This is a genomic window from Streptomyces sp. NPDC056222 (genome assembly GCF_042264065.1).
GTDB lineage: Bacteria > Actinomycetota > Actinomycetes > Streptomycetales > Streptomycetaceae > Streptomyces.
The window spans coordinates 10,675-19,939 of the sequence record NZ_JBHJTL010000128.1; the positions used below are offsets into that span (position 1 = coordinate 10,675).

At 70.2% G+C, this 9,265-nt stretch carries 8 protein-coding genes and 1 tRNA gene; 6 read left to right on the plus strand and 3 right to left on the minus strand.

The window, feature by feature from the left end:
* Positions 1-524 precede the first annotated feature (524 nt).
* Together ACFC0D_RS35330 and ACFC0D_RS35335 are read left to right on the plus strand one after the other, a co-directional pair.
* Positions 525-1,745: an acetyl-CoA C-acetyltransferase gene (locus ACFC0D_RS35330; protein ID WP_376445263.1), complete on the plus strand. Its 1,221-nt coding sequence runs from the start codon at positions 525-527 to the stop codon at positions 1,743-1,745.
* 244 nt (positions 1,746-1,989) lie between these two features.
* On the plus strand, positions 1,990-2,832 hold the full coding sequence (locus tag ACFC0D_RS35335; RefSeq protein ID WP_376445266.1) for a hypothetical protein: 843 nt from the start codon (positions 1,990-1,992) through the stop codon (positions 2,830-2,832).
* A 13-nt stretch (positions 2,833-2,845) separates the two neighbouring features.
* Here ACFC0D_RS35335 and ACFC0D_RS35340 read toward each other — a convergent pair whose 3' ends face one another.
* Complete coding sequence (locus tag ACFC0D_RS35340; RefSeq protein ID WP_376445269.1) at positions 2,846-3,175, minus strand: hypothetical protein; 330 nt, start codon at positions 3,173-3,175, stop codon at positions 2,846-2,848.
* Between the two features lie 100 nt (positions 3,176-3,275).
* Here ACFC0D_RS35340 and ACFC0D_RS35345 point away from each other — a divergent pair, with 100 nt between their 5' ends.
* Together ACFC0D_RS35345 and ACFC0D_RS35350 are read left to right on the plus strand one after the other, a co-directional pair.
* Complete coding sequence (locus ACFC0D_RS35345) at positions 3,276-3,506, plus strand: DUF4287 domain-containing protein (RefSeq protein ID WP_376445272.1); 231 nt, start codon at positions 3,276-3,278, stop codon at positions 3,504-3,506.
* A gap of 123 nt (positions 3,507-3,629) precedes the next feature.
* Positions 3,630-4,193, plus strand: a complete 564-nt coding sequence (locus tag ACFC0D_RS35350) for a TetR/AcrR family transcriptional regulator (protein ID WP_376445275.1) — start codon at positions 3,630-3,632, stop codon at positions 4,191-4,193.
* Positions 4,194-4,264: 71 nt separating this feature from the next.
* Here ACFC0D_RS35350 and ACFC0D_RS35355 read toward each other — a convergent pair whose 3' ends face one another.
* Positions 4,265-5,143: a Bax inhibitor-1/YccA family protein gene (locus ACFC0D_RS35355; RefSeq protein WP_376445277.1), complete on the minus strand. Its 879-nt coding sequence runs from the start codon at positions 5,141-5,143 to the stop codon at positions 4,265-4,267.
* Between the two features lie 131 nt (positions 5,144-5,274).
* Positions 5,275-5,356, minus strand: a tRNA-Leu gene (locus ACFC0D_RS35360).
* Positions 5,357-5,753: 397 nt separating this feature from the next.
* Here ACFC0D_RS35360 and ACFC0D_RS35365 point away from each other — a divergent pair.
* Positions 5,754-6,524: an ABC transporter ATP-binding protein gene (locus ACFC0D_RS35365; RefSeq protein WP_376445280.1), complete on the plus strand. Its 771-nt coding sequence runs from the start codon at positions 5,754-5,756 to the stop codon at positions 6,522-6,524.
* Between the two features lie 160 nt (positions 6,525-6,684).
* On the plus strand, positions 6,685-9,216 hold the full coding sequence (locus ACFC0D_RS35370) for an ABC transporter permease (RefSeq protein WP_376445282.1): 2,532 nt from the start codon (positions 6,685-6,687) through the stop codon (positions 9,214-9,216).
* Positions 9,217-9,265: the final 49 nt, after the last annotated feature.

Below are 9,265 nucleotides of genomic sequence, written 5' to 3' on the forward strand. Positions count from 1 at the left end.
CGTGTGGGCAATCGTCCCGCTGGGCGGGACGGGTGGGCACACGGGACGGCGCCCTTGCGGGCGCGTCCGCCCCGACCGGCCCCCGCACCACGAGGCACGTGCACTCTTCAGGGCCCTGGGGCTCGGGGCGGCAAGGGGCACAAGCGCCTGCAAGGGCGCCGTTCCGTTGTGCCCACCCTCCCCCAGACTCCGTCCGGGGGACCCCCAGCCCCAGCGGAACAGTTGCCCACAACGGTGGAGGGTGCGGTGGGGCGGGGGCACCGCCCCAGCGGAACATTGCCCACAACGGTGGTGGGGCGGGGGCACCGCCCCAGCGGGACGACGGCCCGCAACGGGGTGTGACCCGACCGCGCCGCGGCGGGACAATGGGCTGCATCGGAGGGGCGAGAGGGCGCGCCGCGCGCGCGGACTGAGCGCTCGCTTAGAAAAGAGGTCCGCGTCACACCGTCTGGGCGGTGACCCATGCCGTACGTGCAGGTAGCTTCGCTTTCAGTCCGTCCACCCCGCATTCCCCTGGAGCCGTGATGCCCGAAGCCGTCATCGTCTCGACCGCCCGCTCCCCGATCGGCCGGGCCTTCAAGGGCTCCCTGAAGGACCTGCGGCCCGACGACCTCACCGCGACCATCATCCAGGCCGCGCTCGCCAAGGTCCCCGAGCTGGACCCGCGGGACATCGACGACCTGATGCTCGGCTGTGGTCTCCCCGGTGGCGAGCAGGGCAACAACCTGGGCCGGATCGTCGCCGTCCAGATGGGGATGGACCACCTCCCCGGCTGCACGATCACCCGTTACTGCTCCTCCTCCCTCCAGACCTCCCGCATGGCGCTGCACGCCATCAAGGCCGGCGAGGGCGACGTCTTCATCTCGGCCGGCGTCGAGATGGTCTCCAGCTTCGCGAAGGGCAACTCGGACTCCCTGCCCGACACGCACAACCCGCTCTTCGCCGAGGCCGAGGCCCGCACCGCCGCCGTCGCCGCCTCCGAGGGCTCCACCTGGCACGACCCGCGCGAGGACGGCCTCGTCCCGGACGCGTACATCGCCATGGGTCAGACCGCCGAGAACCTGGCCCGCCTCAAGGGCATCAGCCGCCAGGAGATGGACGAGTTCGGCGTACGGTCGCAGAACCTCGCCGAGCAGGCCATCAAGAACGGCTTCTGGGAGCGCGAGATCACCCCGGTGACGACCCCGGACGGCACCGTCGTCTCCGCCGACGACGGCCCGCGCGCCGGCGTCACCCTGGAGGGCGTGCAGGGCCTCAAGCCCGTCTTCCGCCCCGACGGCCTGGTCACCGCCGCCAACTGCTGCCCGCTCAACGACGGCGCCGCCGCGCTCGTGATCATGTCGGACACGAAGGCCCGCGAGCTCGGCCTGACGCCGCTCGCCCGCATCGTCTCCACCGGCGTCTCGGGCCTCTCCCCCGAGATCATGGGCCTCGGCCCGGTCGAGGCGTCCAAGCAGGCCCTCAAGCGCGCCGGCCTGACCATCGACGACATCGACCTCGCCGAGATCAACGAGGCCTTCGCCGCCCAGGTCATCCCGTCCTACCAGGACCTGGGTCTGGACCTGGACAAGGTGAACGTCAACGGTGGCGCCATCGCCGTCGGCCACCCCTTCGGCATGACCGGCGCCCGCATCACCGGCACGCTGATCAACAGCCTCCAGTTCCACGACAAGCAGTTCGGTCTGGAGACCATGTGCGTCGGCGGTGGCCAGGGCATGGCCATGGTCATCGAGCGCCTCAGCTAAGCCCAGAAGACGCCTCGGCTAACCCCGTCGCGTCCTAGCCGTGACCGAATCTCCCCCAGGATGTGACCTACGTCCCGGGGGAGAGTCATTCCCGCAGGTCACAACCACAACGGGACTAAACACCTGGCCCAAATACCTGTCCATTTCGTGACGTAATGCACTGACAGGGGGCGCACTCCCACGACAAGCTGATGTAGGAAGTCGGGGGGATCGACTCGGAATCGGGAGTACGTCAGTGAGCGCCATGTCTCTTGCCCTGCTGGTGACCACGGCCGCCGCCACGGCCGTGGGCGCCGCCGCCCTGCACGCCGCCCACGGTCTCCGTAAGCAGGTCACCGCTCTGCGTAGCGAACTCGCCACCGCCCACGGGGTGTCCGTACCCCCGGCACGCCAGACGCCCGCGTCCGAGATACGGGCCGCGGTCGCCGAGGCGCTGGCCGAGGAGCGCGAGCGCGAGCTCGCCGAGGCCCGGGCGTTCTGGGCGGCACAGGAGGCCCGTGACGCGGCCGACGCCCCGTCGCTCCTCGGCGGCCTGGGCGGATCCGCCGAGGACGGCCCCTTCTACGTGCCGCGCCAGGCCGATTTCGCCGGCCTGGAGGCCATGGCCCTGGAGGCGATGGAGGCCGAGGCCGCCGCGCTGGACGGCCCCGGCGTCGACAGCGTCCTGGACGAGTTCCCCGAGCTGAACGAGTACGCCGAGGACTCTCCGGAGCTCGCCGCGGCCCGTCGCCGCCACCCCTCGCACCCGGACTTCGTGCCGGTCCAGACGCCCGTGGTCACCGACCACGAGCGCACGGTGGCCCGCCTCGAGGAGCTCGCCGACACGCGCACCGCGCTGACCGACGTGCGCCCCGGGCCGCTCGGCACGCTGGACGTGTACGTCTTCGCCGACGGCACCACGCTCTGCATGACCCCCGGTCACCGGGAGACCGCGGAGCGTCTCGCGGACGCCCTGCGCACCGGCCGTACGCCGGTCCTGCTCGGCGGTTCGGGTGTCTCGGGCGCGTACGCCCTGACGTTCTCCTTCGGGGACGCGGACGACGAGAACGTCTACATCCTCGCCGACCGCGTGATCGCCTCGCTGTAGCCTCCCGGGGCCGTCAGAGCCCCGACCGCTCGGCGGCCTCCCGCACCAGCCTCACGGCCTCGCCCAGTTCCCGTTCCAGGGAGCCGGCCGGGGCCGTTCGCAGAATCTCCGCCAGATCGTTTCCGGCCACGACAAGTTGGTCGGCGACCGCGAACACGCCGGCGTCCGGGATGATCCGCCCGGCGCCCGCCGGCTCCTCTATCCGCTGCGCCAGGAGCGCCAACTCCCTGGCCAGCTCGAGCCCTTCGGCTGCCGCGCCACGCTGGAGACGGCTCTGCGGGGCGGCCCGCAGCCGGTCGGCGAACCGTTCGACGACGGCGGTCAGTTCACTCGTATCAAGCACGGCGCGACCCTACGCGCCCTCCGGGGACTGTTGCCAACGGCCCTTCACTCAGGCACGGTGACGGGAAGGAGCACACGGCAACACGCGTCCGGAGGCGCCGATGTCCCACGCATTCTCCGAAGAGACCCATCGCAACCTGCTCGCCCGCATCCCTCACTGCACCGGTCGTGAAATCTCCGACTGGCTTCGCACCGTCGAGGAAGGCCCCTCCCTCATCCGCTTCGAGGAGAAGGTGAGCTGGCTCCGGGGCGAGCACGACCTCGCGTACGGCCACGCGAAGGCGATCATCCACGAGTACGACCTTCGGCGAGCGGCCCGCCGGCTGCTCTGACACTCCGCACGGGGGCCCGCCCGTGCGGGCCCCCGTCGGACCGCCCCGACAGGGAGAACCATCGTTCCTCATGCCCTGTAGAGTGAGAGAACGATGATTCTCCACTGATGGGGTGATCGGGCGATGGACACGGAATCCGCCGAGCTACGGCTCCTGGAAGCCGCCGAGGCCCTCTTCGACGAGCGCGGCGTGCAGGCGGTCGGCATGGACGCCATCCGCACCGCGTCCGGCGTCTCCCTCAAGCGTCTCTACCAGCTCTATCCGTCCAAGGATCATCTGGTCTGGGCCGTCCTCAACCGCCGCGACGCGGCCGTACGGGAAGCCATCGCCGCCCACGGGGCGAGTCACGCGGGCACCCCGTACGAGCGCGCCCTGGCGGTCTTCGACTACCTCGGCGACTGGTTCGCCGACCCCGGCTTCCGGGGCTGTGCCTTCATCAACACCTTCGGCGAGATGGGCGGCATCTCGGCGGACGTCGCCGACATCGCCCGCGGACACAAGCAGGCCCTGCGGGGTTACTTCGCCGAGCAGACGAACGCCCTCGGTGCGCCGTCCGAGCTCGCCGATCAGCTGGCGCTGCTCGCCAACGGCGCCATGGCCGTCGCCGGCATCAACGGCTCCCCCGAGCCCGCCGCCCAGGCGAAGGAGGCGGCCCGGGTGCTCCTGGACGCCGCGCTCAGGGGCTGAGAACGCCGAGAACGCGGAAGGGCCCGCCCGGCGGAAGCCGGACGGGCCCTTCGTCACACACGAGCGGTGCGTCAGTCGTTCCCTTGCAGGATCGACAGCACGCGCAGCATCTCCAGGTAGATCCACACGAGGGTCAGGGTGAGGCCGAAGGCCGCCAGCCAGGACTCCTCACGGGGGGCGCCGTACGTCACGCCGTCCTCGACCTGCTTGAAGTCGAGAGCGAGGAAGCAGGCACCGAGGATGATGCCGATGACACCGAAGAGGATGCCGAGGCCGCCGCTGCGGAAGCCCAGGCCGTCACCGGCGCCGTCGAAGAGCGAGAAGACCGCGTTGACCAGCATCAGCAGGACGAAGCCGATCGCGGCCGCCATCACGAAGCCGTAGAAGCGGCGGGTCACACGGATCCAGCGCATCTTGTAGGCGATGAGCACACCGGCGAAGACCGCCATCGTGCCGAGGACCGCCTGCGCGACCACACCGGGCGAGATGTAGGTCGAGACCGTGGCCGAGATCACGCCGAGGAAGACACCCTCGAACGCCGCGTAGGCCAGGATCAGCGCGGGCGAGGCCTTGCGCTTGAAGGACTGCACCATCGCCAGGACGAAGGCCACCAGGGCGGCGCCGATGGCGATGCCGTAGGACTTGCCGAGGTTCGCCTCGTCGACGGGCAGCAGGATCCACGCCAGGGCGGCGGTGACCACGACCGTGCCGAGCGTCATGGCCGTACGGCTCACGACGTCGTCGATCGTCATCACATCGCCGCGCGTCTGCGGGGCGCCGAGCTGGGTGTCCTGCGCGTACGGGTTGGTCGCGTACGGGTTCGTCGCGCCATCGGCGTACGGGTTGGTTCCGACGGCGCCCCCGGCCTGCGGCTGCTGCGCGTTGAAACCGGCGTAGCCGTTGTCGCGGCTGAACCCCCGTCGCGAGAAGACCGGGTTGCTGCTCCTCATCTCACTCCTCCATGGCCGCACTGCGCGGCCTTGCGTCAAGAGTAATGCGGAAGCAAAGGAAACTCCCTAGTGCTCGGGGAGGATCTTTCCGAGATCGTTAGAGAGACCCCGCGGTCCAGGAGGGTGAGCTGTGCCCGGAACCGGACTCGAACCGGTACGGCCCGAAGGCCAGCGAGGTTTAAGCTCGCCGTGTCTGCATTCCACCACCCGGGCTTGGCGCGCGGCTCTGCGTTGGCACATGAGCCTATCCGGACGCTTACCCCGTTCAGCGGAACGCTGGCCCGATGTTGTCTTATTTTATTGACGTCTGAGGGTGTGTCAGTGCAGGTAGGGGCCGTCTGACGAAGTGTGACAGGGGTCGCAGGCGCAAAGACACGTACGCCGGAATGACGAAAACTCGCCGCATCTATGTCACATCGCCCTGGGGGCACCGGCCGGCCCCACGCTCCGAGGGCGCCTCAGGGGTCATGTCATACCTCAGGAGGAGGGGCGGGCCCCCCGGTCCGACTCCAGGCTGCCCCAGGAACGGGCACGTGGACGGACGCTCCGGGCCTCAACGCTCGACACGATGGAGTGGTTCCCGAACGTCCGCAGTGACAGGAGTCCCCTCGTGACCACCACCCCCACCGTGTCCCGCGCCACCGCGGTGGCCGCCCGCGCCACGGATCTCTCGAAGGTCTACGGACAGGGCGAGACCCAGGTGGTCGCCCTCGACCAGGTCACCGTGGACTTCCGCCAGGGCGAGTTCACCGCGATCATGGGCCCCTCCGGCTCCGGCAAGTCCACCCTGATGCACTGCGTCGCCGGCCTGGACTCCTTCTCCGCCGGTTCGGTCCGCCTCGGCGAGACCGAGCTGAGCACCCTGAAGGACAAGCAGCTCACGCAGCTGCGCCGGGACAAGATCGGCTTCATCTTCCAGGCGTTCAACCTGCTGCCGACCCTGACGGCCATGGAGAACATCACGCTGCCGATGGACATCGCCGGCCGTAAGCCCGACAAGCAGTGGGTGGAGAAGGTCATCGACATGATCGGCCTGTCCGGCCGGCTGAGCCACCGCCCCGCGCAGCTCTCCGGAGGCCAGCAGCAGCGCGTCGCCGTGGCCCGCGCGCTGGCCTCCCGCCCCGAGATCATCTTCGGTGACGAGCCGACCGGAAACCTGGACTCGCGCTCGGGCGCCGAGGTGCTGGGCTTCCTGCGCAATTCGGTACGGGAGCTGGGCCAGACGGTCGTCATGGTCACCCACGACCCGGTCGCCGCGTCCTACGCGGACCGGGTGATCTTCCTCGCGGACGGCCGGATCGTCGACGAGATGATCGCCCCGACGGCGGACGGCGTGCTGGACCGCATGAAGGCCTTCGACTCGAAGGGCCGCACGAGCTGAGGCGGCGGCGCCTCGCCGCGCCGTCCCGGGGCCCCGCCCCGGAGCCCCGCCCACGCGGGGACCGTGACGGCGCCCGGCCGCGAGCCGGCTGCGCCCCGTCCTCCCCGCCCTCTCACTTCCCGGCCCGCCGCAGGCGCCGGCCCCACTCCAGGACACACATATGTTCCGTACCGCCTTGCGCAACGTGCTCGCGCACAAGGCCCGGCTGCTGATGACCGTGCTCGCCGTCATGCTCGGCGTGGCCTTCGTCTCCGGCACCCTGGTCTTCACCGACACCCTCTCCCAGGCCTTCCGCAGCCAGTCGGCCAAGAGCTACGACGACGTCGCCGTCGCCGTCAGCATGTACCCGAGCCCCGAGGAAGCGGCCAAGACGCCCGGCCTCTCGCAGGACGTCATCGACCGCATCGGCAAGCTCGACGGTGTCACCTCCGTCTCCGGTCGGGTCGACGGCTTCGCCGGCGTGCCCGACAAGGACGGCAAGCTGATCGGCGTCGGCTGGTCCAACAAGGGCACCAACTTCGCCCCCGGCGCCGACGGCAAGGACCGGGCGTACGACTTCACCCAGGGCGCCGGCCCGCTGCAGGACGGCCAGATCGCGCTCGACCAGGCCACCGCGGCCAAGGGCGGCTACAAGGTCGGCGACACGGTCCGCGTCGCCACCAACGGCCCGGTGAAGGAGTACACCCTCTCCGGTGTGTTCACCACCGAGGACGGCGCGGTCAGCGCCGGCGGCAGCCTGGTCCTCTTCGACAACCCCGTCGCCCAGCAGCAGTACGTGAAGCCGGGCTTCTACCGGGACGCCACCGTCGTCGCCGCCCCCGGCACGGACGCCGACAAGCTCCTGGACGAGGTCCTGAAGGTCGTCCCGAAGGCCGCCACGGCCCAGACCGGCCAGGCGCTCGCCGACCAGCAGGCCAAGGACATCGAGGCGGGGCTCGGCGCGCTGAAGCAGGTCCTGCTCGGCTTCGCCGGCATCGCCCTCTTCGTCGGCGTGTTCCTGATCGCGAACACCTTCACCATGCTGGTGGCCCAGCGCACCAAGGAGCTCGCGCTGATGCGCGCCGTCGGTGCCTCGCGCAAGCAGATCACCCGCTCCGTCCTCGCCGAGGCCGGTCTGGTCGGCCTGATCGCCTCGGTGGTCGGCTACGGCCTGGGCATCGCGCTCGCCGTCGGGCTGCGCGCCGGCATGAACGCCTTCGACCTGAAGGTGCCGGACGGCCCGCTGGTCCTCGGCACCACCCCGCTCGTCGCCGCGCTCGCCGTCGGCATCCTGATCACCATGTTCGCCGCCTGGCTGCCCGGCCGCCGCGCCGCGAAGATCCCGCCGGTCGCCGCCATGAGCAGCGTCCACGCGGCGGCGACCACGAAGTCGCTGGTGGTCCGCAACTCCATCGGCGCCGCGCTCACCGCGCTCGGTGCGGTCCTGATCGTGCTCGGCGCCGGCAAGGGCGGCGACGACGGCCGGATGTTCATCGCGGGGGGAGCCTTTGTCACCCTCATCGGTGTGATCGTGCTGATCCCGCTGCTCTCCCGCCCGGTGATCGCCGTGATCCGCCCGCTCTTCGTCGGCCTCTTCGGGGTCTCCGGCAAGCTCGCCGGCCTCAACGCGGTCCGCAACCCGCGCCGTACCGGCGCCACCGCCTCCGCGCTCGCCATCGGTCTGACCCTGGTCACCGGCCTGTCCGTGCTCGGTACGACGGTCGGCTCCGCCCTGGACAAGATGACGACGGACCAGATCCGCGCCGACTACATGATCTCCATGGCCAGCGGCGGCGGTATGAACACGGACGCGCTCGCCGCGATCGAGAAGGCCCCGGGCGCCACCGCCGTCTCGCCGCAGCTGGCCGGCTGGTTCTCGCTGAACGGCAAGGACGTCTCGGCCTCCGGTGTCACCCCGGGCGACATCGAGCGGCTCATCAAGCTCGACACCGTGAAGGGCTCGCTCGACTCGCTCGGCGAGGGGAAGATCGCGGTCGCCGAGAAGACCGCGACCAAGCAGGGCTGGAAGGTCGGCGACACGCTGCCGGTCGAGTTCGGGGACAAGCAGAAGGGCAAGCTGACGGTCGGCGCGGTCTTCGAGGACAGCGAGTTCGTCTCGCCGGTCGTGATCGACGCGGAGATCATCACCGCCCACGAGCAGCAGTCCTACATCCCGCAGATCTTCGTCTCGATGGACGGCGGCGCCTCGGCGGCCAACGAGAAGGCGCTCGCGAAGGCCATGGGCGACAACCCGGCCATCACCGTCATGGACCAGAAGGACATCCGTGACCTGTTCGGCGGCCAGATCAACATGCTCCTGAACATCATGTACGGCCTGCTGGCGATGGCCCTGCTCATCGCGATCCTGGGCGTCGTGAACACCCTGGCCATGTCCGTCTTCGAGCGGCAGCAGGAGATCGGCATGCTGCGGGCGATCGGCCTGGACCGACGCCGCGTCAAGCGGATGGTCCGTCTGGAGGCCGTGGTCATCTCGCTCTTCGGCGCCGTGGTCGGCATCGGTCTCGGCTCGTTCCTCGGCTGGGCGATCGGCGAGACGATGAAGAGCAGCCTGCCGGGCTACGCGCTGGTGCTGCCCTGGGACCGGATCGGGATCTTCCTGGTCCTGGCCGGACTGGTCGGCGTGCTGGCCGCCATGTGGCCGGCCCGCAGCGCGGCGAAGCTGAACATGCTGGCCGCCATCAAGGCCGAGTAACCGCGGTACGCGCGAGGCGAAGGGCCGGGCTCCCCCTGAACCGGAGCCC